The sequence below is a fragment of the Mucilaginibacter sp. P25 genome (assembly GCF_050859465.1).
Taxonomy (GTDB): Bacteria; Bacteroidota; Bacteroidia; order Sphingobacteriales; family Sphingobacteriaceae; genus Mucilaginibacter; species Mucilaginibacter gossypii.
The window spans coordinates 711,857-737,369 of sequence record NZ_CP193937.1; the positions used below are offsets into that span (position 1 = coordinate 711,857).

A 25,513-nucleotide genomic window follows, 5' to 3' on the forward strand; every position below is an offset into this window, starting at 1 on the left:
CAGCTCTGTATAGCATGCGATTGCTTCGTGCCTCGCAATGACATGAATTATTATTTTCTTAATTCCGAAATCGAACATCCGAAATCCGAAATCAAAACTACTCCGCTTTCAAACTCTTTACCGGGTTCATCAACGCGGCTTTAATGCTTTGATAGCTTACTGTAACCAGTGCTATCATAATTGCTACCACACCTGCAAGGGCAAACATCCACCAGCTAAGCTGTACGCGATAGGTAAAATCCTGCAGCCATTGGGTCATTGCATAATAGGCTATCGGTGTTGCAACCACGATGGCAACAAACACCAGCTTTACAAAATTCACAGATAGCATAGTGGTGATATTACCAACGGTTGCGCCCAGTACCTTGCGAATCCCTATTTCCTTGCTGCGCTGCTCGGCCATAAAGGCGGCTAAAGCAAACAGGCCAAGACAGGCTATAATAATGGCCAATACCGCGAAACTTGTGAAAATACGCCCCATCCGTTGCACATCGGCATACATACTGGCAAAGCGTCTCGTCCATAAAAGTATAGCGGATGGGCTGGTTGGGTGCAAACTGTTTCCAGGTCGCAGTGATTTGGTCGAGCGCTTTTTTTACATCACCGGCTTTTATTTTTACCGATACTATCGATTCGCTTGAGCTTAAGTGCATCACCAATGGCTCAATACCATCGCGCATCGAGTTAAAATTAAAATCCTGCACCACGCCGATAATTGTTTTACCCGGGCCATAGTTAACTATCTTTTTCCCTATCGGATTTTTAAGTCCGAGTTTGTTGGCCATCATTTGGTTAATGATCACCGCCTGCGAGTCGGCTTTCATATCGGGAATAAAGTCGCGGCCAGCCACCAGTTTAATGCCCAGTGTTTTGAGATAATCATGATCCACATCCCAAAACTGGCCACCTACAGTAGGATCAATCTTTTCTCTTCCCTCAATAAAAAATTGGTTGCCATTACGCTTAGTGCCCGAAACCGGTAAAAAATCGCTGATAGATGCACTTTTAACTGTGGATAGCTTCAACAATTCGCTTTTAAATGGCTTCACCTGGTTATCAAGCGTGTTGGTACCCTGTATCATCACCACCTGGTCTTTCTCAAAACCTACTTTTTTGTTAAGCAGGTATTGCATCTGGTTATAAATAACTACCGTACTGATGATGAGAATAATAGATGTGGCAAACTGGAAAACCACCAGCACATTACGCAATACCGAACTTTTACTTCCGGCACTTAAATTACCTTTAAGCACTTCGGCTGGTTTAAAGCCCGAGAGGTAAAAGGCCGGGTAAATGCCCGCCACAATGCCAATTAAGAATGCCGCTGCCAACACTACCGGCACTAACCACCAAACCGCCCATGGCATAACAAGCGATTTAGATGCCAGCGTATTAAAATACGGCAGTAATGCCCAGGCTAATATCAGCCCTAATACAAACGAGAAAAAGCTATACAATAATGATTCGGACAAAAACTGCCTGATCAAACCACTTCGCTGCGAGCCAACTACTTTACGTAACCCAACCTCTTTGGCCCTGTTAGCCGATTTGGCTGTGGATAGATTAACAAAATTAATACAGGCAATAACCAGGATGAAACCTGCTACCGCACCAAATAACCACACAAAGCGGATATCCCCGTGCGACATACCATCGTGAACATCATACGAACGCAGATTGATATCCTTTACATTCTGTACCATCAAGTTAAACAAACTCATTACCCTGCTGGCCCGTTTATCGCCGTTACGTGTCATGCTGGGGATGTAATAATTTTTCAGGATCCCATCATTCACCTTTTTATTAAACTGTGCTATGTTGGTGCCGGGTTTCAGCGCCATATATATATGATAATTATTTGCATCCCAGGTTGCCTGCTCGCCATTCCAGAATTCGACACCGGCAAGGGTGATGAAAAACTTAAAATCGTGCAAATGCGAATTATTGGGGATATCCTGCATTACCGCGGCTATTTTAAAAGGTTTGGTTTTGTTATTGTTTAGGTACATTACCTTACCTACCGGGTTTTGACCGGGGAAGTATTTATCGGCCTTGCTTTTTGAGATCACCATACTCAACGGCTCGCTTAAGGCATGTTTTGGGTCGCCGTAAACCATGGGCAGGTTTAAAATATCTATTAGCCCCTGGTCGGCATAGGCAAACCCTTCTTCGTGGGTATTATCAGCCTGGTCGGCACGCTTTAACTCATTTGCGCCGGCTCCCCAAAACAGCGAGTTTGGCATTAAACGCCCTGATTTCTCTACTTCCGGATAGTCCTGTTTGATCACCTTAGCCATCACCGAAGGCCAATCAACACCTTTTTCATCTACCGAACCATCGTGGTAGTGCCCAAGCAAGCGATAAATATTGGCGGCATTAGGGTAACTTTTATCAAAACTCAACTCATCGCGAATGTAGAGGGCAATTAGCAAACAGGCCGCAATACTAAACGCAAAGCCACCAATTTTAATAGCAGTATACATTTTTTGCTTGCGCAACTGTCTTAAGGCAACCTTCAGGTAATTTTTGATCATGGCTATGCTGTTTAAAAATGGCGTATGCTGTTGTAGCTTTTCAGTCTTATAATTACGCTGTAGTACTTTCACTTGCTTAACCGGGCGCACCGCTGCAAGTTCCGGTGCCTTTACACCTTCAATATCTTTAATTTTTGCCTGGATTTTACTGAACAAAGCCGAACCATTGTCTGCCGGCTTTTCTTCTCCATCATCCCACCATTTCGACATGAGCTTTAGCTGACTATGCAATTGAGGATTTTCGGCCAGCAAAGCGTTTAGCTCAGCCAACTCCCTTTCCGAAGCTTCATTGGCCAACTTCTTTGAAGCCAGGTTCCAAACGTCGTCATCTAAGTTCATATCTCACAGGTTGTCAGTTTATTGATAGGCAGTACACTACTGTTTGGATAGATAAAAGCCATGCCATTTATATAAATATCTTAAAATCAATAATTTAGATAAAAATCGTCGTTATTACTGTACGATAGCGTACATCTGGTGTTCGGTTTTAAGCAGAGTCATTTCCTTCCTGAACAAGTATGATAACACCAGCTGCAAACAGAACGTCTTTAACCAATCATTGGCGTAACCCCTGTTTTTTTAACAACTTGAAATACAGTAATTTATTTAACAAAATTCCAATTTATGTTAACCCTATTAACCCCTTCCGCCCTCAGCTGTAGTAAGTGTTGTGCGGAGACCAGGGCCGGGCTTACTTGTGCCTTCCTTTCAAAAATCAGTCACTCCCCGTAACATAATCCCGTCCGGCGCGTCATAGGTGATTTACGCACAAAACATTTTGGCTGGCGGGGTGTATATTTGAAAATTTACTATCCTTAACAGCTTGTAAAAAGCAAACTTTTTGTACCATATATGACTGATCGCAAATTAATTACAAAACTCATGCTGTCGTGTGTGCTTACCACAGCTATGGCAACTGCTTACGGGCAGCAAACTCCTCCACCGGAAAACCCGGCACTAAAAATTTACCGGGCCGTACCAACTAAAATCAACGATCTCATCCACACCAAACTTGATGTTCGTTTCGATTACAAAAAACGTTACCTGTATGGCAAAGAATGGGTTACTTTGAAACCTCACTTTTATCCAACCGACAGCTTAAGGCTCGACGCTAAAGGCATGGACCTTAAAAACATCTCGGTGGTAAAAAATGGCAAAAACGTCCCGCTTAAATTTACTTACCAGGATAGCCTTTCGGTAGCCATTAAACTGGACAAGGTTTACCGCAACAACGAAAGCTATACCATTTACATTGATTATACTGCCAAGCCCAATGAGCTGAAAGCTAAAGGCAGCGCAGCTATTAACGATGCCAAAGGCTTATATTTCATCAATCCCGACGGCACGGAAAAAGATAAGCCAACCCAGATCTGGACCCAGGGTGAAACCGAAAGTTCATCGGCCTGGTTCCCTACCATTGATAAGCCAAGCCAAAAAACTACCGAAGAGATCACGATGACTGTGCCTGCAAAGTACGTAACCCTATCAAACGGTAAACTGACTGCTCAAAAAACAAATGCCGACGGTACCCGTACCGATACCTGGAAACAGGAGCTTCCACACTCACCATATTTGTTTATGATGGCCGTTGGCGATTTCAAGATCTATAAAGACAAGTGGAAAGATAAAGAGGTAAGCTATTACCTTGAGCCTAAATACGCCCCTTACGCCAAAGAGATCTTCGGCTTTACCCCGGAAGCTATCGACTTTTATTCAAAAACCCTGGGTGTTGATTTTCCATGGGTTAAATACTCCCAAATCGTAGTTCGTGATTACGTGAGCGGCGCCATGGAAAATACTTCGGCTACCCTTCACGGCGAATATGTACAGGCTACCCCCGTGAGCTGATAGATGCCAACTTTAGCAATGGCCGCAGCACTATTGTGCACGAGCTGTTTCATCAATGGTTTGGCGATTATGTTACCGCCGAAAGCTGGAGCAACCTTACCGTAAACGAATCGTTTGCCAACTTCAGCGAAACCATTTGGGCCGAGCATAAATACGGCAAGGATGAAGCCGATGCCCATAACTATGCAGATATGCAAAGCTATCTCCGTTCGCAGGGGGCCAGCACCAAAAACCTGGTGCGTTTTTACTATGCCGATAAAGAGGACGTTTTTGACGCTGTAACCTACCAAAAAGGTGGCCGCATCCTGAACATGCTCCGCAATTATTTAGGCGATGCCGCCTTTTATAAAGGCCTTAATATCTACCTTAAAACTAACGCCTTCAAAAACGGTGAAGCCCAGCAATTACGTTTAGCATTTGAGGAAGCCAGCGGCCAGGACCTTAACTGGTATTTTAACCAATGGTATTATGGCGCCGGTCACCCGATACTGAACATCAGCTACAAATGGGACGAGGCAACTAAAACCGAAACCGCTTACCTGAAACAAACCCAGGATGGCCAAACCTTTAAACTGCCAATGGCTATTGATATTTACCAGGGCGGTAAAAAAGTGCGCCACAAAGAGTGGATGAATGACAAGGTAGATTCTATCAGCTACCAACTGACCGGCAAACCTGATTTGGTGAATGTTGATGCCGATAAAATCCTGTTAACCAAGAAAACTGACAATAAAACAATTGACGAGTTTTCATTCCAGTATTTCAACGCCCCTAATTACCTCGACCGTTACGAGGCTATAGAAGCTGCTGCATCAGATCAAACCCGTCCGCAAGCACAAAAAATCCTAATCGCGGCTTTAAAGGATAAGTATTATGGCCTCCGCATTAAAACCATCAGGGCATTAAATCTCACCAAAGATGACGTGCGTAATGCAGCCCAGCCAATATTAATCTCATTAGCTCAAACCGATAATAACACGCTTGTAAAAGCAGCTGCTATAACTGCATTAGGCAAATTGAAAGCGAGCGGTAACATGGCTTTGTTTACCCAATCCATATCGAGCGAATCATACGCTGTACAGGGCGCTGCCTTAAACGCCATAGCACAACTTGACCCGGCCAAGGCATTAAGCTTAGCCAAAGGCCTTGAAAAAGACAACAAAGGCGCGTTAACTGCCGCTATCATGACTTTATATACAACTAATGGTAATGATGCTGAATGGCCATTTGTTTACCATGCGTTTACCGAGGCAGGGATTCAGGAAAAGTTCAATTCCCTTAAAAACTTTGCTGACATGACGGCCAAAGTGAATAAGCCTGAGTACGCTCAACAAGGTATTGAAGAGCTTAAAAACGCCGGCATTAAATTTAAGGTTTACGGAGCAGCACCATTTATAGTAACCCAACTGGAAGGTATCAAAACCTCGCGTACTACTATGAAAGACGATGCATCGGCAAAAGCTGCTGACGATGCTATCAAGGCTGTGAATGATGCTAAATAATATATAAGCATCTAAAAATAAAAGGACGCCTTTTATCGGGCGTCCTTTTATTTTTAGTTTAAAGCGATGTGATTGAGCTTAAGGCCTAAAGCCAAAAGCTTTTTGACTGTTGGCATTATTTAGCTTTCAGCTTTTGCGTTCGGCCTTAAGCTTTGAGCCTTCGGCTTTTCGCTCTTTATTTTACCAGTGTACCAATATCTTCGCCTTTGGCAATTTTCATAAAGTTACCTTCCTTGTTCATATCAAATACAATGATAGGCAGCTTATTTTCCTGGCAAAGGGTTATGGCGGTCATATCCATTACATTCAGGCCTTTATCATATACTTCCTGGAAGGTGATCTCGTCGTAACGGGTTGCACTTGGGTCTTTTTCCGGGTCGGCAGTGTAGATGCCGTCAACGCGGGTACCTTTCAATACCACATCAGCTTTAATTTCAATAGCGCGTAATGAAGCGGCAGTATCAGTAGTAAAGTAAGGATTACCTGTACCGGCTCCGAAGATCACGATCTTGCCCATTTCCAGGTGGTGCATAGCACGACGACGGATGTACGGCTCACAGATCTGTTCCATTTTAATGGCCGATTGCAGGCGGGTTTCCACACCAATGCTTTCTAAAGCATTTTGCAGCGCCATACAGTTAATCACCGTTGCAAGCATACCCATATAATCGGCCTGCGCACGTTCCATACCCGATTTTTCAGCACTTAATCCCCTGAAAATATTACCGCCTCCAACAACTACCGCAATCTCGATACCGGCATCATAAACGTTTTTAATGTCATGAGCATACTGCAAAACCTGGTTGTTATCAATACCATATTGCCTTGCGCCCATCAGCGATTCGCCCGAAAGTTTCAGTAATATTCTTTTGTATTTCATTTGGTGTGATTTGCTAATAATAGAAAAAGATGAAACCTGCTTTTGTTTATATCAAGAATTGATAAAGCTCTGTTCATACGAGAGTAGTTCGCCAAAAATAGCGAATAAATTTCAGTGTTAAAATTTTATGTTGTCTTTGTTAAAAAATCACCCTTTAGTATAGTCCCAAGCACTTCAAAATCAGCATTAAAAATAACGAGATCAGCATCAAAGCCCTTCTCTATTTTACCCTTTTTTGTTTGCGATGCTAGCTCGGCGGGATATAATGAAGCCATATTTACGGCCTCAGCCAGGTCAATACCGGCCAATTTAACGCAATTTTCAACTGCTTTAAGCATGGTAAGGTTTGAACCTGATAAAGTACCATCGGGCATGGTATACCTGTCACCCCTTAGTTCATGTTGATAAGCTCCTTCTTTGGTTGAAGTAACAGCATCAGTGATCAGGAAAAGCTTGTCGCCAAGCTCACGTTTGGCGAGGCGGATCATAGCAAAATCAACGTGGATACCATCTGCTACAATACTGGTATATGGCCTTTCCTCAAAAATTGCAGGGATATAACCGGGCTCACGATGGTGCATGGATGGCATAGCATTAAACAGGTGGGTTACTGCCTGCACCGGTTTCTTTAAAAATGATTTGCCTTCGGCATAAGTAGCATTACTATGGCCGGATGATATGATGACACCCTGCTCATATAAATAATTAATTACCTCCTGATCCTGCAGTTCGGGCGCAATGGTGATCATCTTGATAACACCATCGGCCTTTTCGAGCCAGGTTTTAACCTCAGCAAGGGTGGCTTTCTTGATAAACTTTTCAGGGTGAGCGCCCTTTTTTGCAGGGTTTAAATAAGGCCCTTCCAAGTGCAATCCCCAGAAAGCCCCCTGCTTTTTTGGCTATAGATCTTAGCCGCTTCAATACCAGTTTCCACAATATCATTGGTGTTGGTGCCGATAGTGGCAAACACGCCTATAGTTCCCTGGTTCAGCAGGTCATTCTCCAATTGTTCAAGCGCCTCAACGGTAGGTGTACCGGCAAAAAGCTTACCGCCGCTCCCGTAGATCTGCAGATCGATAAATCCCGGGGCAAGGTATGCGCCGTTCAGGTTTTTCTTTACCGCATCCGCTGGGATAGCGCTTTCATCAATTACATCGGTAATGGTACCGTTTGAAATTAAAACGGCTTTGCCCTCGGCAATAGTGCCGGTGGAGATGAGTTTGAGGTTGTGGAGGGCGAGGATAGACATGATTGATCAATATAACTTTTAAACCAATACATTTTAAAGCGAGGGGTGTGCAATTCCCCTCTTGAGAGGGGTGGAGGGGTGTGTCTGTCCGCTTGTACAAACGCACCCCTGCAAACGCGCTTTCCCGTCGCGCCCCCTCTCAAGAGGGGAAGCAAACAGTTGTTTCGATAACGAAACAATATCGCAAAAAAATCCCCCGATTTTCATCGGGGGATAATATGATTAAGCTCCTAAAGCTACTCGCTTGAAGGCGGTTACTGTAAGGCCTTTTTCAACTGAGTCAAGGAATTGTGAAATGCTCTTAGACGAATCTTTCACAAACTCCTGGTTTAACAGGGTTGAGTCTTTGTAGAATTTATTCAACTTACCTGCAGCAATTTTTTCAACCATTGCTTCTGGTTTACCTTCTGCACGGATCTGCTCTTTAGCAATTTCAAGCTCACGCTCAATTACTGAAGCGTCAACACCATCTTTATCCAAAGCGATAGGGTTCATAGCAGCAATTTGCATGGCTACGTCTTTACCGGCTTCTTCGGCACCTGCACCATCAGCACTTAATGCTACCAATACACCTAAACGGAAGTTACCGTGGATGTAAGCAACAACTTTTTCACCGTTAACAACTTCATATTTAGATACGCCGATTTTCTCACCGATTTTACCTGTTTTTTCGATGATTGCATCACCTATTTTAACGCGGGCAGTTTCAACGTCGATTTCAAGGGCGTAAAGCTCTTCAATTGAAGCTGGTTTTGCTTCAACAGCTTTGTTAGCAATTTCATTTGCAAAAGCGATAAACTCAGCATTTTTAGCTACGAAGTCAGTTTCGCAGTTAAGCTCGATGATAACACCGGTTTTAAAATCTTCAGACGTACGTGCAATAACAACACCTTCGTTTGATTCCCTGTCCTGACGGCTTGCTGCAACTTTAGCACCTTTTTTCCTTAAAAAATCGATAGCTGCTTCAAAATCACCGTTAGTTTCGGTTAATGCTTTTTTGCAATCCATCATACCGGCACCGGTTTGCTGGCGCAGTTTGTTTACGTCGGCTGCAGAAATTTGTACTGTAGACATGTTTTTTGAGTTTTAAGATTTTTTATATCGGGTTACAAGTTACCGCTATGGTGTTATAATACTGTAACCTGCAACTATTTTTAATATTAAAAATCTCCCACCCCTTGCTGAGGTGAGAGAATTAATATATTTTTTGTTGTTCCCTTAAAGGGTTAACAAGGAAGATTATTCTTCTGTTTCAGCAGCCGGAGCTTCAGCTTCGCCTTCAGTAGCTACTTCAGCAACTTTACGGGTTCTTTTACCGCCTTCGTTAACTTCAGGAGCATCAGCTTTAGCTTTTGCAGCTACTGCTTCTTTTTCAGCTTCGTCTTCTTTCTCACGTTTGCGCTCATCTAAACCTTCTTCTATAGCTTTGATGATGATGCTGGTGATCAAAGAGATTGATTTTGTAGCGTCGTCATTCGCAGGGATCGGGAAGTCGATGTTTGAAGGATCAGAGTTGGTATCAACCATAGCAAATGTAGGGATGTTCAACTTCAATGCTTCTGAAACCGCGATGTGCTCTTTCTTAACGTCGATCAGGAATAAAGCAGCCGGTAAACGGTTCAAGTCAGAGATACCACCTAAAAGGGTTTCTAATTTGATACGCTCACGCTGAATCATCAGACGCTCTTTTTTAGAAAGGTTGCTGTAAGTACCGTCTTTAGTCAATTTATCGATGTTTGACATCTTTTTGATCGACTTACGTACAGTAGCAAAGTTAGTTAACATACCACCTAACCAACGCTCGGTGATGTATGGCATGTTTACGCTTTTCGCATAATCAGCAACGATATCTTTCGCTTGTTTCTTTGTAGCTACGAATAATACCTTACGGCCTGATTTTACAATTTGTTTTATAGCTGCAGCAGCTTCTTCAACCTTAGTTAAGGTTTTATTTAAATCGATAATGTGGATACCGTTACGCTCCATGAAAATGTACTGTGACATTTTCGGATCCCATTTGCGGGTAAGGTGACCAAAGTGTACACCAGCGTCCAGTAAATCCTGATAAGTTGTTCTTGCCATTTTGTTGTCCTCCTTTGATTAACGTTTACTGAATTGGAATCTCTTACGTGCTTTCCTGCGACCTGGTTTTTTACGCTCAACCATACGGTCATCGCGGGTCATTAAGCCTTTAGCACGTAATGCCGGTTTCTTTTCAGCATCAAGTTCAACAATAGCTTTAGCGATAGCTAAACGAACAGCTTCTGCCTGTCCTTTTACACCACCACCTGCAACGTTTGCTTTAACATCATATTTTCCGGTGCTACCAGAAACCTCAGTGCTCTGAGTTACGATATATTGCAATGGCAAAGTAGGGAAATACTCTTTGTAATCTTTACCGTTAACGATGATCGCACCATTTCCTTCTGTAAGGTAGATGCGGGCAACGGCTGTTTTTCTTCTGCCTGAAGTGTTAGTTGTTGGCATTTTTTTCTCCTTAAAAATTAAAAATTAAATGGCTGTTGGGTTTTGCGCTGCATGAGGATGCTCAGCACCTGCATATACATGCAAATTGCCGAATAATGCTTTACCCAAACGATTTTTAGGTAACATACCACGTACCGCTTTCTCGATGATGCGGGTTGGATGTTTCGCCAATAACTCCTTAGGAGAAATAAAACGCTGACCACCTGGATATCCAGTGTAACGAACATAAACTTTGTCGCTTAGTTTGTTGCCGGTCAGTTTTACCTTGTCTGCGTTGATAACGATCACATTATCACCACAGTCTACGTTTGGGGTGAAATCAGGCTTGGTTTTACCACGGATGATCATTGCGATCTTCGTAGACAAGCGCCCCAAAATCTCGCCTTCGGCGTCAACAACAACCCATTGTTTGTTAACGGTTTTTTTGTTGGCTGAGACAGTTTTGTAACTTAACGTATTCACTTGCTTTAAATTAAATTGTTTAAACGTTTATTATACCCCGTATTTTCGGGACTGCAAAGATAGGGTTAATTATCTTATTAGCAAATAGATTTTAAGGAAAATATTGTAGCATGATTAAAGGATTGTCTGAACCGGGATTTGGGGAGATTCAGGGATTGCCAGGGTTTTATTTTGTTTGAACAGGCAGAAACATCCCGACAATCCTTAAATCCTAAAAATCACGGTTCATAATGGTATTGCCTCCGGCCCTGGCCATCCGTTCATACGCCTGCAGGCCTTACCGCATTGGCCGGTATACGCTACCTTCCCCAACTCGAAAATTTTCACTTGGCCAAAGCAAAATCCAATACCTCATCAGCAGGTGTTAGCGGGTTATCCTTTACCATAAAATCTGGCATTACCGGGTGTTGATCATTAGTATTACCATTGGCCCTGATAAATTGCTTGGTTGAAGTAGTAAAAGTAAACCCGGTGTTAGGCAGTTTTAAAAAATCAGTTCACCATAATCATTGGCCGGTTCGCCTGATGGTTCACCGACCAATGTAGCCAGCTTATAATCCTGAATGGTATTGGCCAGCATGTTGGCACTTGAAAAAGTATGCGGGCCAATCAGCACCAAAACGTTCCCTTTGAATAACAAATCATTAAATATTGGCCGGGCAGGTTTATCACCGCTATTTGATATAGTAGTACCATTAATGGCATTAAAATAATAAGCCATCGTTTGTGGCCCTTCTCCCTTTAACTTTTCATTAAGCTGATCTTTGTACTCCTGGCTTACTTTCCACTTCACACCTCCTGTCATCCGGAAAGGCCTATCGGTAATATAGCCTAATAGCATTTCGGCTAATGCCGAATTACCTCCTCCATTTTTTCGCAAATCGATGATCAGCACCTTGGCTTGTTTGTTTTTAATGGAAGTAAAGCACGAATCTAAAAACCGTTTAAATACAGCCGGTTCAGCTGTAAGTGTATTCAATGCTAAATAGGCTTTATCCGTATTCAAAAAATCAAATTGATGATCTGCAATTGGTTTAATCTTAGGCAGGTCTTTCGCTCTTGCAGCAATATTGCTTCTGAAATCTGCCCATGAAACCGGGTTTACTACTGCACTATCTACCTGATTGTTGCGTAGGTAACGGATATGCCATGGCCCGTTTACTCCATACAAATGCAAATACACGATGAGGTTACGACAGATATCAAGAGCCTTATATTGCGGCAGACCGCCCGCATAACCACCCAGCTTACCCATCAATTTCTCTGTAGTAATTCCATTGATGCTGATGATGGCATCGCCCGGCTTTAGTTTATCTCCCGCGGAAGCATCAAGCCTCACAATAAACTCTGAGCCGTTAAACTCTCTTATCAGTACAGGAAATAAAAGATTTCCCCCAGCCTTCAATTCGCCAACTAACGATTCGGGATAGTTAAACACACTATGCCCTTCATTCAATGCGCCTATCAGCCTTGCCATAATTGGCCACGCCTCTTTTGCTGTCATACCATCGTGCAGGCCGGCAAGCACACTATCAATGAGCCGCGAATAGGAAGCCTTACTTATGCTGTGATACATATCAGGATGTACGTCGGCAACCGTGGCAACCAGGTATTTTACATCTTCGGCTAACTGATGTTTTGAGTAGTGTTTTTCTGTAGCAAGAGTGTCCCGTTTTTTTGCAGACAAGCCAACAACAGGCAACACCATCATTAGTAATAAGAGTAAAGGCAGCTTCATATCAAACATGATGCGCAAAATAGCAAATTGGTTGCAAGCAGCTTCTTAATTACTTGTAATCAGTCATTCGGCAGACAGCCGGCACTTATGGAATTTTTATTTTGTAATAAGTTTTTTACATTCAGATGATATAAATATATTAGCAGGAACACTAATTAATTCCTGAATAATTGGCTCCCGCTGCTTACCGGCTCACCTTAACCTTGATTGTACTTTTAAGTACCTGCAAGTTGTTTGCCCAAACACTGGCCGATCCGGTTGATTCGCTGCAATCGCAGGTAGACGCCAATGGAATCTTAGCTTCCATATTCAGCGGCAAAAGCAGCAAACCTGCCGCAGCTACCGAACAGCTACGAAATCGTACCTATTGGTCGGTATTGCCATCGGCCGCTTATAACCCAAGTGTAGGTTTTGCGGGAGGGGTGATCTCATCAGGAGGAAAATACTTTGGCGATCCTTCAACTACAACCCTTTCGGTAATTAATGCGGGCTTTTACCTGTCAACAAGCGGGCTCTCTACTTTTGAGTTTAAACAAAACGCTTTCTCGGCCGAAAACAAGTGGAACCTGCAGGGCACTGTACAAATTGGGAAAACCGTTGCCATGGACAACGGCCTCGGCACCGGCAGGCGCAGTTTTGGTGAAGGCAACTTTTTCATGAACAACACCCATTTTGAAAATAATCCTGATGCATTCCCTATCCGTTATGTATATATCAAAGCCAATGAGCGCATCTACCGTAAACTGGCACATCATATATATGTAGGTGCCGGGCTAAGCTTTAATTATTACAGCCATATAGATGATGACCGCAAAGACATTCCGCTATCAAAAACTCATAATTATCGCTATAGTATCCGTAACGGTTTTCCTGTTAACTCGTACCAGGCTAATGGACTGCTGTTCAATTTCCAGTTTAATAACCGCGACCAGCCCAACCGGCCGTTCAGGGGTATTTATGCCGATATTGTTTTGCGGAGCAACCAAACCTGGCTGGGCAGCAACCGCAATGCCATGCAGGTAAAGTTTGAATTCAGGAAGTATTGGAGCCTGTCATCAACCCACCCCGAACATGTTTTTGCGTTGTGGCACTGGTCAAACTATTTGTTGAGCGGGGCGCTGCCCTACCTTGAATTGCCCGGCACCGGCAGCGATGCTTATGGCCGCATTGGCAGAGCATTTATTATAGGTAGGTTTAAAGGCATGTCATTTGTATATAACGAGGCCGAATACCGTTTTCCGCTAACAAGCAACAAATTACTTAGTGGCGTTGCCTTTATCAATGCAGAAACAGCAAACAATCAGCAACGCATAAAACTATTCAGGTATTGGGAACCCGGCGGCGGCGCAGGGCTGCGACTGTTGTTTAATAAATACACGCGCTCCAATCTATGTATTGATTATGCCAGGGGAACTTATGGTTCAAGTGGGTTCTTTTTGGGACTTAACGAGGTATTTTAGCTGTAAACAGGCTGCGATGATAAGTACACCGTTATAACTGGTGTCATTTTTGTACTGGAATCTTCTGAACAAGCAATCTACCTTAAAAATGCGCACTCCGTTAACCTCACAACTACTTGGCGACCTGATTGAAAAAGGCTACGAATATGTATTGGTAAAGATCAACCTGAACCCACAACAAGATGAGGCTGTCGACATAACACTTGTACCAATAAAAGAAAAACCGGAATTAAATAAATTACCAGCGGGCTTTGAAACTTTTTACCGCATCACCCGCGAGCCCATGCAACTGGTTTGCGGTGTCGACAATACCAGTATTTTCATCGAATATCAAACCTTTGATGACACTATAACCAGCCAGGACCTTTTCGATGACACTTATTTTAGGATGAGCGAGGACTTTTTCAGGCAGGTGTTGGACAGCCTAGAAGATTACGCGGTGATCACTACAGATAAAAATGGTGATATTAACAGCTGGAATACCGGCGCCCAAAAAGTGCTTGGCTACACCGAACAGGAAGTATTAGGCCTAAGCGCCCGGATTTTTTTACTCCCGAAGATATTGCTGAAGGTAAACCCGAAGCCGAATTAAAAAAAGCGCTGAGCCGGGGCAGGGCTATTGATGAGCGTTATCATGTACGCAAGGACGGCACACGTTTCTGGGGCAGCGGGTTGGTTTTTCCGCTGTTTGATGAACAGCACAATCATCGTGGTTTCACTAAAATCATGCGTAATCAACGGGAAGAGCAGCGATCAAAAGAGCTTGGCATATAAAACAAAAGAGGTGCTCAAATGAGCACCTCTTTTGTTTTATATCTTTTCGGGAAAAAGGATTAAGCATTATAGCTTACGCCGTGATCTTCTTCAACCTGTGGGTTAATGAATGGTGAACCTTTGGTAAAGCAACCTACAATTAAAAGGTAAGCACCAAAAACTAATTGAGGTAAAACCATTTTATCAGAAAAAGCATAAACCCAAGGCGAGCAAAACAGGAACGAGCCCATAATTACGTCACCTACATTGTGCATAACCATCGGGAATTGTTTGATAAAACCCATTTCGTTTTTAGCGAAGATAGCCATGATCAACTGCAGCCAGCCAATTATCAGAGGCAGGAATAAAGCAGCGCCACCAACATGCAGGGTACCACCAAAAGTCCACAAAGTTGAGATCATTAACAGGGCTACAACGTAGTTTAAAAATCCGTAAGTTTTGGTTGAGATGAAGCCTTTCATTTTTATAGCTTATTTATAAAGTATCAGTATAAATGATTTATATCTAAATTTTGTGCCAAAGGTAAACATTTGCATGGCTTAAGCACAGTAAATTTAAAAAATTTGGATAGCCGGTTAATTAACTGGCTACCAGGTCGCGAAATAACTGAATATGCCAGCTATCTTTAAACGGCACCTCCCATTTAGTTTCAAGCTCGGTTAAATTTTGAACCAGGTTATTGTAAACAACCGTTTCCTTATTGATGCTACCATCTTTCAGCTTAGCCTCAAAATCACGGCGTGGCAGTGAGAGCACTTCCTCACCTTCGCGATAAGCCAAATTAAACCTGTCGAAAAGATTGATGCCTAAATGCTGCTGCACCTGCTGCATAAAATGAACCGATTTATCAATAGAACAGCCGCTGGCACCTGCCTGGCTTTCATCAACTATCAAAATAAAAAAACGGTTGTACCTAACCTCACCTTTGGCTTTCAGCTGGTTATTGTGAGCTGTCCACCCGGTAGCAAACTTGTCCAGCTCAGGCTGAATCTGTTGTACTTCCTGGTCGGTTAATTTCCTGTCCGACTGATAGATCCAAACTCTTGACTGTGGAGAAAATTTCATTTCCAAAAATATCAATTTATTAACTTCGGGTTACATTTTGTTGTCATGAAAATATCAATTCTGCCATCAATTGAAAAAACCGCGCTCATTACATCAATTTTAGCCCTTGTTGCGCTAAATTACGGTTTTAAAGCCGAAATGAGCGAACAGGAATGGTTAAACTGGAGCAATAAATGCCTCAACAGCTCATTTAATCCCGCGCCTGGTATCAACCTCAAAAAGTGGGAGATAACCCTTACTAACGACTATTTTTTACGTGTGAGGAAAACTTATCAACAGGGTAAACAGGAATATTTTTCTTTTAACCTGCACCGCCTAACCAATGTTGATTATCTGGCCAGCGATACTACAGGCATATTAAAATTCAATACGCAAACTGATGATATTATTGTACAAACCTACGAAGACCCTAATGGCAATATCGACTCAATGGCCACTACATTTGATTTACCGGTTCATAACATGAGCGCCACCAAATTTGACAGCCTGAAGAATGCGTTGCATTATTTCAGGACAAAAGGTTTATAACCCGTTAGCCCTAACCGTGATCTCGGCAATATCCAAAACTTTTATCTCCTGCTCCTTATCCTGGTTTTTTACGCCATCAGTTAGCATGGTCATACAAAAAGGACAAGCGGCGGCTACCACCTGGGCCTTAGTCTCGATAACATCAGCAATACGTTCTATATTGATATCCCTTATACCGGGCTCAGGCTCCTTAAACATCTGGGCACCACCGGCACCACAGCACAAACCATTTGATTTACAGCGTTTCATTTCCACCAACTCAGTATCCAATATCTCCAGCGCTGCCCGCGGAGCCTCGTAGACGCCGTTTCCCCGGCCCAAATAGCAAGGATCATGATAGGTGATCTTTTTACCCTTAAAACTTTCACCGTTTTCGGCTTTCAGCTTACCGGCATCAATTAACTGTTGAATAAGTTGTGTATGATGAATCACCTCATAATTACCCCCCAAGCCAGGGTATTCGTTTTTTATGGTATTGAAACAATGCGGACAACCGGTAACTATTTTTTTGATGTTATAGCCATCCAACACCTGGATGTTCATCATGGCCTGCATCTGAAACAAAAATTCATTACCAGCCCGCTTAGCCGGGTCGCCAGTGCAGTTTTCTTCTGTACCTAACACTGCGTAGCTAATACCCACATGCTGTAATATCTTGCAAATATCGCGGGTAATTTTACGGGCACGTTCATCAAAGCTGCCGGCACACCCTACCCAAAACAATATTTCAGGCTCCCTTCCCTGTGCAGCCATTTCGGCCATGGTTGGGATGGCCAATGGTTCATTGTTCATAGCTCATGGTTTTATTTATGGTCGATAGTCCATGGACCATTGTTAATTATTTTTATTTCCCTTCACAGCCATGATCTATAAACCATTAACTATGATCTGTAAAACTATTCCTCCGCCCAGTTAAACCTGTCGGCCTGGCTGTATTTCCATGGGGCGCCGTTGTTTTCTACGTTGCCAAACATATTATTGAGGCTTGCCGGGGCCTGCGATTCTTCCATTACAATATAACGGCGCATTTCTGTTATGATCTCCAGCGGATTGATGTTCACCGGGCAAGCTTCCACACAGGCATTGCAACTGGTACAAGCCCAGAGCTCTTCGCGGGTAATGTAATTGTCAAGCAATGATTTATCATCCTGGTGGTCTTTACCGTGCTTATCAATGTTATTACCAATCTCGGTGATGCGGTCGCGGGTATCCATCATGATCTTGCGCGGCGACAGCAGTTTGCCGGTAATGTTAGCCGGGCAAACCGAGGTGCACCTGCCGCATTCGGTGCAGGTATATGCCTCCATCAGGTTTTTCCAGGTAAGGTCAGTTACATCCTTTGCACCAAAACGGGCGGGCTCGCCATTATTTTCAGGGACGAGATGATGGATCAAGCATGGCCTTAACCTCATTAGTAACCGATGCCATATTGGTAAATTTCCCTTTAGGGTTCAAGTTTGAATAGTATGTATTGGGGAAAGCCAGCAGGATATGAAAATGCTTTGAATATGGTAGGTAATTTAAGAAACACAAGATTCCTACAATATGAAACCACCAGCAAACCCGTTCGGTAATTACCAATGCCGAAGCGCTACCAGGCAGTAACGGCGCCAGCAATGAACTCACCGGAAAGCTTCCGGCTGTAATATAGTGGCCAAAATGCAGCAGTTGTAATTTATAATCGGCCGCATTCATGGTCAGGAAAGCGGTCATGAGCAATATTTCGGTAATGAGGATGTAATTCGCATCGGATTTTGGCCATTGAGTCATTTCTGTACCCGTAAAGCGTTTTAGATGCACAACATTGCGCCTGCACAGGAAAACGATACATGCCGTAAGTACCAATACTGCAAGCACCTCGAAACCGCCTATTAAAAAACCATACAAGCCACCAAGCGGGTGCGCAAAAATGCGGTGCGAGCCAAAGACCCCATCAATCATGATCTCCAGCACTTCAAGATTGATGATAATAAAACCAATATAAATAAAAAAGTGCATTACCGCCGCTACGGGGCGTTTAACCATTTTGGTTTGGCCAAGGGCAATTTTGGCCATCACTTTCCAGCGCAGGGCTGGCTGGTCGTTACGATCCGTGTCTTTACCCAGCAAAATATTGCGCCTTATTTTAGACACGTTATTGCCGAAGAAGTAAACGGCAGCCGCCAGGATGATAATAAATATAAGCTGAGCAATCATTATGCGTGCATAGTATTTTTCTCAAAGTTAAATGAATTGTTTAAAGCGCAAAATGTTTTGGGATTGAAAAAATATTTGAAAATTAATTAGCTGATTACCTGCACAATTATTTAAAACCAGGGGGCGAACAGAAACTTTTTTCAAAAAAAGTTTTCAAACATAAAAAAAAGGCTACATTTGCACTCCCCAAACACGGGAACGGTTTGGTACCATAGCTCAGATGGTAGAGCAAAGGACTGAAAATCCTTGTGTCACTGGTTCGATCCCAGTTGGTACCACTTAAAAGACCATATGGTCAAATTATTAAAAAAATTTATTAAGCCTTCAGAGATTTTCTGAGGGCTTTTTTTATTAAATATATATCTCGTGCCCGTCTGCCGCGACGCGGCAGAACGGGCGTTGCTGTCGCAAGCTATAGCGTTTAAAATGCTAACCTCAATTCACTAATTTCGATAATCGATTTTACCCGAAAATTTCTATCCGATCCTCTAAGATGGCAGAATGCTCTTAAGTATTTCACAAGATCTTTTGTTGGTGACAAATCATCCTCTCCCTCAATCACCTCATAATTACTTAAAGTCCGTGTTGTTATCTGCCCAAATCGATCTTGATATTTTATAAATAAGTAGTTTTTACTTTTTCTTTTAAGGGCGTTATTTAAAAGAGTCTCAACTTCGGTAGTAAGCTTTAGGATGCTTTTTCCGCCTTTCTTACGTTTCTTAAATATTGGAGCGTGGGTTTTAAAGGGATTAGATATTACAATCGGATCAATTATCTCTGAAACTTCTTTATTAACGTTTCTATTTAATACATAATCGAAATAGGTTATATAATAAATTCCGCTCCGATTTGACAATTGTAAAGGTTTCAAAATCGTATTTAAACAATTTATACAGGTTTCTTCCTTTATTGCCTTATCCAAAATCGATAATAATTCATTGTCAGGTTCCATGATGATCATTAGCGAGGCTAACGGCAACAGTTCTTCAGAGAATTTTTCACCAACTGCATTGAACCACTTGCACTTTGCAACATAGTCGGGATAGATTTTTTTGCGCTTAATATCGGGGCTTACCTTGCTTCCTTTCTCCAAATCGTGTTCTTTAATTTCGCAAAGCGTCATTATTGGGCTTACAAATGAAAGTAAACCACTTAGAGTATTAGTTTTCTTGCTGGAGTTAGACGAAAGCTCGGAATGCATAAAACTTCTCTCTTTACCCAATTCAACTGGTAAAGTTTTTAATGCTACTAACGAACCAGGTAGGAAATTATCATAATCCGTGCCTTCAATTTCAAGCCTTCTTAAATCAGTTTCCAGTAAATTACTTTCCTGAAATTGATTTTTTTACTTGAAAACCATACGCATTTGTACTTATTCAAAATTGGAGGATCAACATCTTCATCATGATTGATAACCTCTGTAACAACCATTATTGGCGGCGTCATCAGATATTCACCGCTAATAACGATGGAATGGATTGTTTCTTGAAATGGGTGCGTTTTTAAAATCACTGCATCCCCAATAGTGAATTTAGGCATAGGGAAAAAATAAACTCAAATATAATATCTTTGGGAGGGACTTCGGAGGAAGAAATGGCCTTATCTATTGCATTTGGAATTGACCATAAGATACTTCATGCGAAATAGTGCATGATGGATGTACATTGTCATTACCGGCCTTGTAGGAAGCAGAGGTGATAATCATCTCCCGCTGATTATAGGTTACTGGCGAACCTTTAGTGAGGTAACTCATCATCGGCAACGCTATGGTTAGACTATGAACAAATATAGCAATTATCTTCAATATGTTAGGTAGTGCTTTCATTACTTTAACTGTTGTTTGGTTATTTACTGTATAATTCGAGACAGTGGCGTGACTCAAGAAATTGGGTAACGGTCAGCCTAAGGGTGTATGCGGGTCTGATATCAACTACGCCGTAATCCGAAGTCCCTTTTTTATGAAACCGAAACGTAAATCAACATGGCTTCGCAATCGCGGTTATCTGCATTTCACAAACCAAATTAATGTAAGTGAAAAGCGAGGAGAGATTTTGGGTTTTGTGAAAAATAAAGAAGCAGTTGCAAAACATGCTTTTTTCCTTTGATACACACTAATATCAAAGTGAGGCGATATAAATTCGATAAGCCAGGTACGGCAAGAGCCCATTCACATAACGGTGAGCAAACTTATAAACTACGGCCACTCCATTACGCTACACATATAGATGCCATGATTTTTGGCTATTATGGCGAAAGGCTACAGTTAAAATATTTGGATGAGTTGAAAAAAACCGAGGGGTTAACAGACTGTGTTACTGCTTACATCCAGATTGCGCATCCAGTACGTAAAGGTAAAAACAAAGGCACTATAGATTTTGCTCACGAGGTATTTAAAGAAATTGAAAGCCGCTCTGAGCAAGGGTGCTGGGCACTAAAATATGATATAGAAAAATTTTTTAGCAACATGAACCATCGCGTTTTAAAAAATGCTTGGGCAAAGTTGCTTGACAACACAACATTACCTACTGATCATTATAGTGTATTTAAAGCTGCAACTAAATTTTCATTCATTTATCGCGATGACCTCCGTCTAAAATCACATGACTTTAATAGGCGTGCTGGTTTTGATGAACGTTACCTTGCGGAAATAAGAAAAACGAACGTATCGGCATTTTTTTACGATCCAGTCGATTTTCGGAACACTTTGAAAGAAGGTAAACTAAAGGTTCACAAAAACAATTTTAGAAACAAACAGGGTGAGATGGTAGGCATTCCCCAGGGATTACCGATAAGTGCGACATTGGCAAACCTATACCTTTTAAGCTTCGATAAAATTATGCTTGACGAGGTTGTTGTAAAAAGGCAGGGGTTCTATCGACGTTATTCCGACGATATCATTATAGTGTGTAGCGAGGAACATAAAAAAGCGATCATGGAATTGGTCGACAATACTTTGGAGGACATTGAATTGAACGTAAGCCCTGGTAAAAACGAGGAATATTTCTTTTCGAATAAAGATGTTCGGGGCGTTTCAAAATTAACCTCACAACTGTGGCAAAATGGGCGATTTTTTGACAACCGTCCCTTGACGTATTTAGGGTTTGAATTTTATGGAAATAAAACTTTAATAAAATCTGCTAACTTATCGAAGTTCTATCGGCGGATGATTTTGGCTGTGAAAAGTCGAACAAAGCGCGCATATGCATCAGCTTATGGCAATCAAACGATCAATACTGCTCTTTTCAATCGAAGGCTCTATAGATTATACACCAATATTGATCTTGACAAAAAATCAATTACGCGCAATTTTAAATCTCTTGTTCCAAATCAATTTGGAGATTATGTTTATAGGGTTCAAAAGAATGAAGGTGAATTTAGAAGTAATTATTTTAAATACGGAGAGCGAGCAAGCGAAATCATGGGTACTAATTCTATTGTAAAACAGACAAGGAGGCATAGAACCATTTTTAAACAAGCGGTTCAGAAGTACGCTAAGATTTATTCACAACGCTATAAATTTTAAATGTTTATTGATTTTCTCTGTTCAAAAAAAGGCATTACTATATAGCATTTTGCCTAATTTGAACCAATTTCATTTTAGGTCCAAATTAGCCAATCTCTTTAAATCATAAAAGAAATGTTGTGTTATAACTAAAGTCTGCACCACAGCAAAAAAGAAGGTCATTTTTCGATAAGAAAATGGCCTTCTTTCTGTTTAAAGGCATCTTTTTCTCTCCAACTAAATATTGATTGACTTTCTCTTTGCACTGTATTTAATTAAACAGCCTTACTTCCATTTAAATACCTCATTAACAATATATTAATAATTCACTAACAAATTGTTTATGATATATATTATTTGTAAGTTTATGTAACCAATTGCATTATTTATGGTGATAAAATTTTAGGCATTATTTTGTCTTTACCTGGCTCTTTTACCAAGAAGTTGTCGCCCGCCAAATAAAACCGCTACCAGACGAAGTAAAGCCTTATATCATATTAAACCTTAAGCATTATGAATAAGATTTTAGTTTTCGCAGCTTTATTTAGCTTCCTGATTTTTGGATGTAAGAAAAAAGATAAGCCGTCCGAGGCAGGCCTCTCGGGTGTATATGAACTTGAAAAACAAGTGCTTGATCGAGGAGGCAAAGACTCTGTTATTAAACGAACGCAAATTAAAATCTACACAGATCATAATTATTTATACGCCAGTATAGTTCCTGATTCATCTGTTGGATTTGGTGTGGGCACTTATACACTTGACTCGGCTAACCGACTTAAAGAACATAGTATTTACACCAGCAGAGCGCTCGACTCATCCCTAACGTATAATCTTGAGGTTACAAAAAAACCTGATGGTTATAGCCAAGTGATTCCCGACTTTGCCACGGTAAAAGGTATAAAATATGCATTGAAGGAAGATTATAAAAAACTCCCACCGGCGGATAGCTCAGTACTTGACGGCTTGTGGAAAATGGAAAAAACCTACACGATAAAAGGCAAAGACACAATCCCAACTGATGTAACGCAGTATAAAATATTTTGGGGAGGGCATTTTATTTTCGTCCACAGGCTCGCTCAAAACAAGGAAAAAACCATCTTTAAAAATGGGTTTGGCACCGGGGTATTTACTTTTAGTAATGATACGCTTAGGGAAGAAGAGCAAATATCAAATTACCGGCTTCTTCAGGGTAACAAATTTACTGTTAAAGTTACGATGAATGGTCATGACCAATATACCCAGGTGATTAATAGTGCTACAAATGGCCAATCTGTAGAAATCTACAAGCGAGTCAAATAAAAATTCTTTATTTAATCTTGTGTCACTGGTTCGATCCCTGTTGGTACCACAGAAAAAGAAATCCTCTAAGTTAACGCTAAGAGGATTTTTTGCTTCTTGCAAATATCAATCTATTTTCAGTAACTTTGTATTTCAAAGTACTTTTATAAACATAAATTACAGGTAATCATGCGCGTTTCTACCATACTCGATCAATTGCACTCTTTGGCAAAAGGAAATAAATGGGTGCAGCTTTTTGCTACTTTTAACAGGATAATGCTGGCGGCCGGTTTCTTTATTGCCGGTAGTGTTAAAATTATGGGTGAGCGGTTCGCCAGTGGTTTATCGGCCAACCAACCAATGGGCCATTATTTAGAAGCGTTGCACCATACAGGTTATTATTACACTTTTATTGGCATTTTGCAGGTTGCAGCCGCTATCCTGTTATTGATTCCCCGTACTCGGCTCCTCGGGGCGTTAATTTATTTTCCTATTATACTGAACATCTGCATACTGGCATACGCCGTCAGGTTTGAAGGCACCCGCATCACCACCTTAATGGTACTTGCCAACTTATATTTGCTGGGTTGGGATTATGACCGTTTAAAATTCATTTTGCCATTCAAGCAAAAAAGCAGCGATACAACGCAACCCGAAATGCAGAGTAATAAGTTTCCGTTCATGTTTTTTGGAGGCGTTTTTGCAACAATAGCCGCGGTAATAGTAATTAACCAGTTCATATATGATATCCGTCCGGGCAATTCATTAATGGAATGCAATAATGGATGTACCGGAAATGCCAAACCGGAGGCTTGTAAGGTTTTTTGCGACTGTGTGCACAACCTGGGTAAACCACTGGACAGTTGCCTGGCCCAATATGATAAAGTTCCGGTTAAAACTATCCAGACATCGGGCACAGGCAATCCAAAACATAGCAGGTGAGCAATGATTGTTATTTCTATCATTGCCTCACCAAGCATCCCATGCTGTTGTACGGCCGGTGATTTGTATGTAATAATATTGGATTAATTAGATCGATTTTTAGCACCAAATTTGTCGTTTTAGCCGTATTTTTGAATATGTGGCATCCTTTTTATGCCGCCGGCTATGAAAAAGAAGACGGAAAAGAAGTATATAATTAAGACATGGCGAACCATGAAACGCCATCTCCGCTCTTTTGTCGAAAACGGCGAACAGGAAGATTTGCATCGTTTTCGCACCGGGGTAAAAAAACTACGGGCGCTTTTGATCTTGGGAGACAGCGCGGCAAAGGATGTTGCGCTGGAGAAACGCTTCAAACCTGTTCGTAAGATATTTAAGCAGGCCGGCGAAATCAGGAATGCCTATATAAACCAGGAATTGGGCAAAGCAGTTGGTGAAAACACCGATTTTATCCGGGAGCAAGAGCAAATCATGAAAATCACCACCCGGGCATTTAACACCGATAAGGATCAGCACCGGGCTTGGCTCCGAAAAACACGCCGCAAACTGCTGAAGCAGATCAGGCCGATCAGTAAACATCACCTCTCCCTATATTACAGGCAACGACTGGAAATTATTGCTGCAGCCTTAAGCCGCCCCCGTTTTAATGAGGAATTGCATACCTGCCGTAAACAACTGAAGGTACTTCTTTATAATTACCCCCTCGCTGGCCCAGAACTGGACCTCACTTTTAATGAACCTTATCTTGACCTGGTGCAGGCAGCCATCGGCGACTGGCATGACAATGAACTGGCCATCGCACTTCTTTCAACCACGGCGGATACCCGGAACAGCAAAGAGACACTCAAAGGACTAAAGAAGCAGGCCACCGTGCTTGAAAGACAACTCACCACACTCACCAGGAATTTCCGCGAACAGGCAAGTCCACCGGCCGCAATTTAACTATAGCGTAAAGATGTAAAAAAGTACAAATTCGAATTACCCTATTATAGGACACCTATAAAAATCGGGCTGTTGACATATACAAATGGCTTAAGAAATCGGTGTTGTATGTTAACATTTGCCTGC

Annotated in this window: 26 protein-coding genes, 1 tRNA gene and 1 pseudogene; 11 read left to right on the forward strand and 17 right to left on the reverse strand. The window is 41.9% G+C overall.

The features are described 5' to 3' along the window. Positions 1 to 97 precede the first annotated feature (97 nt). Complete coding sequence (locus ACRQ5D_RS03700; protein WP_431199100.1) at positions 98 to 403, reverse strand: ABC transporter permease; 306 nt, start codon at positions 401 to 403, stop codon at positions 98 to 100. Beyond that, positions 342 to 2,873, reverse strand: coding sequence for an ABC transporter permease (locus ACRQ5D_RS03705; protein WP_431199101.1), 2,532 nt, complete (start codon positions 2,871 to 2,873; stop codon positions 342 to 344). Before ACRQ5D_RS03705 ends, ACRQ5D_RS03700 begins: the two co-directional genes overlap by 62 nt. Positions 2,874 to 3,386: 513 nt before the next feature. Here ACRQ5D_RS03705 and ACRQ5D_RS03710 point away from each other — a divergent pair. Continuing rightward, a complete protein-coding gene (locus tag ACRQ5D_RS03710) occupies positions 3,387 to 4,382 on the forward strand; it encodes a M1 family metallopeptidase (RefSeq protein ID WP_432328455.1) in 996 nt (331 codons plus the stop codon). A gap of 35 nt (positions 4,383 to 4,417) precedes the next feature. Further along, on the forward strand, positions 4,418 to 5,884 hold the full coding sequence (locus ACRQ5D_RS03715) for a M1 family aminopeptidase (RefSeq protein ID WP_432328456.1): 1,467 nt from the start codon (positions 4,418 to 4,420) through the stop codon (positions 5,882 to 5,884). Positions 5,885 to 6,059: 175 nt separating this feature from the next. Here the strand turns inward: ACRQ5D_RS03715 and pyrH are convergent, their stop codons facing one another. The 8 genes from pyrH to ACRQ5D_RS03755 all read right to left on the reverse strand — a co-directional run bounded on the left by pyrH (position 6,060) and on the right by ACRQ5D_RS03755 (position 12,709). Further along, a complete protein-coding gene (gene pyrH / locus ACRQ5D_RS03720; protein ID WP_090529473.1) occupies positions 6,060 to 6,764 on the reverse strand; it encodes a UMP kinase in 705 nt (234 codons plus the stop codon). Between the two features lie 125 nt (positions 6,765 to 6,889). Further along, positions 6,890 to 7,630 (reverse strand): N-acetylglucosamine-6-phosphate deacetylase, encoded by a 741-nt coding sequence (gene nagA, locus ACRQ5D_RS03725; RefSeq protein WP_431199102.1) that lies wholly within the window; start codon positions 7,628 to 7,630, stop codon positions 6,890 to 6,892. Further along, on the reverse strand, positions 7,612 to 8,013 hold the full coding sequence (locus tag ACRQ5D_RS03730) for a hypothetical protein (RefSeq protein WP_431199103.1): 402 nt from the start codon (positions 8,011 to 8,013) through the stop codon (positions 7,612 to 7,614). The genes nagA and ACRQ5D_RS03730 overlap by 19 nt, the downstream gene beginning before the upstream one ends. A 222-nt stretch (positions 8,014 to 8,235) precedes the next feature. Next, positions 8,236 to 9,087: a translation elongation factor Ts gene (gene tsf / locus ACRQ5D_RS03735; protein ID WP_091165207.1), complete on the reverse strand. Its 852-nt coding sequence runs from the start codon at positions 9,085 to 9,087 to the stop codon at positions 8,236 to 8,238. A gap of 165 nt (positions 9,088 to 9,252) precedes the next feature. Then, the gene (rpsB, locus tag ACRQ5D_RS03740) at positions 9,253 to 10,095 is read right to left on the reverse strand and encodes a 30S ribosomal protein S2 (RefSeq protein ID WP_091165203.1); all 843 of its coding nucleotides are present in this window, start codon (positions 10,093 to 10,095) and stop codon (positions 9,253 to 9,255) included. Between the two features lie 18 nt (positions 10,096 to 10,113). Next, positions 10,114 to 10,500, reverse strand: a complete 387-nt coding sequence (rpsI, locus tag ACRQ5D_RS03745) for a 30S ribosomal protein S9 (protein WP_090529485.1) — start codon at positions 10,498 to 10,500, stop codon at positions 10,114 to 10,116. Between the two features lie 24 nt (positions 10,501 to 10,524). After that, positions 10,525 to 10,962, reverse strand: a complete 438-nt coding sequence (gene rplM / locus ACRQ5D_RS03750) for a 50S ribosomal protein L13 (RefSeq protein WP_090529488.1) — start codon at positions 10,960 to 10,962, stop codon at positions 10,525 to 10,527. Positions 10,963 to 11,446: 484 nt separating this feature from the next. Then, positions 11,447 to 12,709 (reverse strand): S41 family peptidase, encoded by a 1,263-nt coding sequence (locus ACRQ5D_RS03755; RefSeq protein ID WP_431199104.1) that lies wholly within the window; start codon positions 12,707 to 12,709, stop codon positions 11,447 to 11,449. A gap of 194 nt (positions 12,710 to 12,903) precedes the next feature. Here ACRQ5D_RS03755 and ACRQ5D_RS03760 point away from each other — a divergent pair, with 194 nt between their 5' ends. Next, the gene (locus ACRQ5D_RS03760) at positions 12,904 to 14,160 is read left to right on the forward strand and encodes a BamA/TamA family outer membrane protein (RefSeq protein ID WP_143020722.1); all 1,257 of its coding nucleotides are present in this window, start codon (positions 12,904 to 12,906) and stop codon (positions 14,158 to 14,160) included. 88 nt (positions 14,161 to 14,248) lie between these two features. Then, positions 14,249 to 14,752, forward strand: coding sequence for a PAS domain S-box protein (locus ACRQ5D_RS03765; RefSeq protein ID WP_431199105.1), 504 nt, complete (start codon positions 14,249 to 14,251; stop codon positions 14,750 to 14,752). A gap of 241 nt (positions 14,753 to 14,993) precedes the next feature. On the opposite strand, the gene ACRQ5D_RS03770 is transcribed toward ACRQ5D_RS03765, so the two are convergent. Next, a complete protein-coding gene (locus tag ACRQ5D_RS03770; protein ID WP_091165187.1) occupies positions 14,994 to 15,395 on the reverse strand; it encodes an SPW repeat domain-containing protein in 402 nt (133 codons plus the stop codon). A 118-nt stretch (positions 15,396 to 15,513) separates the two neighbouring features. Next, a complete protein-coding gene (locus ACRQ5D_RS03775) occupies positions 15,514 to 15,999 on the reverse strand; it encodes an ABC transporter ATPase (RefSeq protein ID WP_091165184.1) in 486 nt (161 codons plus the stop codon). 45 nt (positions 16,000 to 16,044) lie between these two features. Between ACRQ5D_RS03775 and ACRQ5D_RS03780 the strand changes: the two genes are divergently transcribed. Continuing rightward, the gene (locus ACRQ5D_RS03780) at positions 16,045 to 16,527 is read left to right on the forward strand and encodes a hypothetical protein (RefSeq protein WP_091165180.1); all 483 of its coding nucleotides are present in this window, start codon (positions 16,045 to 16,047) and stop codon (positions 16,525 to 16,527) included. On the opposite strand, the gene ACRQ5D_RS03785 is transcribed toward ACRQ5D_RS03780, so the two are convergent. Together ACRQ5D_RS03785 and ACRQ5D_RS03790 are read right to left on the reverse strand one after the other, a co-directional pair. Further along, the gene (locus tag ACRQ5D_RS03785; protein WP_091165177.1) at positions 16,522 to 17,319 is read right to left on the reverse strand and encodes a (Fe-S)-binding protein; all 798 of its coding nucleotides are present in this window, start codon (positions 17,317 to 17,319) and stop codon (positions 16,522 to 16,524) included. The genes ACRQ5D_RS03780 and ACRQ5D_RS03785 overlap by 6 nt on opposite strands. A 104-nt stretch (positions 17,320 to 17,423) precedes the next feature. Continuing rightward, positions 17,424 to 18,723, reverse strand: a pseudogene (locus tag ACRQ5D_RS03790) (4Fe-4S dicluster domain-containing protein). 205 nt (positions 18,724 to 18,928) lie between these two features. On the opposite strand from ACRQ5D_RS03790, the gene ACRQ5D_RS03795 reads away from it, so the two are divergent. Further along, positions 18,929 to 19,001 (forward strand) — tRNA-Phe (locus tag ACRQ5D_RS03795). A gap of 143 nt (positions 19,002 to 19,144) precedes the next feature. Here ACRQ5D_RS03795 and ACRQ5D_RS03800 read toward each other — a convergent pair. The 3 genes from ACRQ5D_RS03800 to ACRQ5D_RS03810 all read right to left on the reverse strand — a co-directional run bounded on the left by ACRQ5D_RS03800 (position 19,145) and on the right by ACRQ5D_RS03810 (position 20,548). Then, positions 19,145 to 19,945, reverse strand: a complete 801-nt coding sequence (locus tag ACRQ5D_RS03800; RefSeq protein WP_431199106.1) for a hypothetical protein — start codon at positions 19,943 to 19,945, stop codon at positions 19,145 to 19,147. Between the two features lie 80 nt (positions 19,946 to 20,025). Then, positions 20,026 to 20,262 (reverse strand): hypothetical protein, encoded by a 237-nt coding sequence (locus ACRQ5D_RS03805; RefSeq protein ID WP_431199107.1) that lies wholly within the window; start codon positions 20,260 to 20,262, stop codon positions 20,026 to 20,028. Positions 20,263 to 20,326: 64 nt separating this feature from the next. Continuing rightward, positions 20,327 to 20,548: a hypothetical protein gene (locus ACRQ5D_RS03810; RefSeq protein ID WP_143020721.1), complete on the reverse strand. Its 222-nt coding sequence runs from the start codon at positions 20,546 to 20,548 to the stop codon at positions 20,327 to 20,329. A gap of 133 nt (positions 20,549 to 20,681) precedes the next feature. On the opposite strand from ACRQ5D_RS03810, the gene ACRQ5D_RS03815 reads away from it, so the two are divergent. The 5 genes from ACRQ5D_RS03815 to ACRQ5D_RS03835 all read left to right on the forward strand — a co-directional run bounded on the left by ACRQ5D_RS03815 (position 20,682) and on the right by ACRQ5D_RS03835 (position 25,387). After that, on the forward strand, positions 20,682 to 20,828 hold the full coding sequence (locus ACRQ5D_RS03815) for a hypothetical protein (RefSeq protein ID WP_432328457.1): 147 nt from the start codon (positions 20,682 to 20,684) through the stop codon (positions 20,826 to 20,828). Positions 20,829 to 20,953: 125 nt separating this feature from the next. Then, entirely contained in the window at positions 20,954 to 22,246 is a 1,293-nt protein-coding gene (locus tag ACRQ5D_RS03820) for a reverse transcriptase domain-containing protein (RefSeq protein WP_432328458.1), read from the forward strand. 492 nt (positions 22,247 to 22,738) lie between these two features. Next, positions 22,739 to 23,524 carry a hypothetical protein gene (locus tag ACRQ5D_RS03825; protein ID WP_091165163.1) on the forward strand — a complete coding sequence of 262 codons (786 nt, stop codon included), beginning with the start codon at positions 22,739 to 22,741 and terminating at the stop codon, positions 23,522 to 23,524. Positions 23,525 to 23,692: 168 nt separating this feature from the next. Beyond that, entirely contained in the window at positions 23,693 to 24,445 is a 753-nt protein-coding gene (locus ACRQ5D_RS03830) for a DoxX family protein (protein ID WP_091165160.1), read from the forward strand. 165 nt (positions 24,446 to 24,610) lie between these two features. Then, a complete protein-coding gene (locus ACRQ5D_RS03835; RefSeq protein ID WP_176844418.1) occupies positions 24,611 to 25,387 on the forward strand; it encodes a CHAD domain-containing protein in 777 nt (258 codons plus the stop codon). Positions 25,388 to 25,513: the final 126 nt, after the last annotated feature.